The organism is Mesorhizobium sp. M7A.F.Ca.US.011.01.1.1, assembly GCF_003998295.1.
Lineage (GTDB): Bacteria > Pseudomonadota > Alphaproteobacteria > Rhizobiales > Rhizobiaceae > Mesorhizobium.
Window position 1 is genome coordinate 1 of the sequence record NZ_RZRT01000237.1, and the last position, 451, is coordinate 451.

At 58.5% G+C, this 451-nt stretch carries 1 protein-coding gene; it reads right to left on the reverse strand.

All coding sequences use genetic code 11. The annotated features are described in order from the left end of the window. Positions 1-451, reverse strand: a 451-nt coding sequence (gene cysC, locus EOA13_RS37525) for an adenylyl-sulfate kinase (RefSeq protein WP_127298069.1), incomplete at both ends; no start/stop codon positions are given.

The window sequence follows — 451 nt, forward strand, 5'->3', positions numbered from 1 at the left end:
GGGCCTCTACCATCTCCTCGGCAGACTTGCCGAGTGTCTTGAGATGGATTTCGGGGTTTTCAGGAGCCTCATACGGGGAATCGACGCCGGTGAAATTCTTGATTTCGCCATTCAACGCCCGCGCATAGAGACCCTTCGGATCGCGTCTGGCGCATTCCTCAAAGGGTGTATCGACAAACACCTCGACGAATTCACCGTTGGCCATCAACTCCCTGGCCATGCGCCGCTCCGCGCTGAAGGGCGAAATGAAGGAAACAATGACGATCAGCCCGGCATCGGCCATCAGGCGCGCCACTTCCGCAACGCGGCGAATGTTTTCGACGCGGTCGGCGTCGGTGAAGCCAAGATCGCGATTGAGGCCGTGGCGAACATTATCGCCATCCAGGATGTAGGTGTGGCGGCCGGTGGCGAACAGCTTCTTCTCGAAGAGGTTGGCGATGGTCGATTTGCC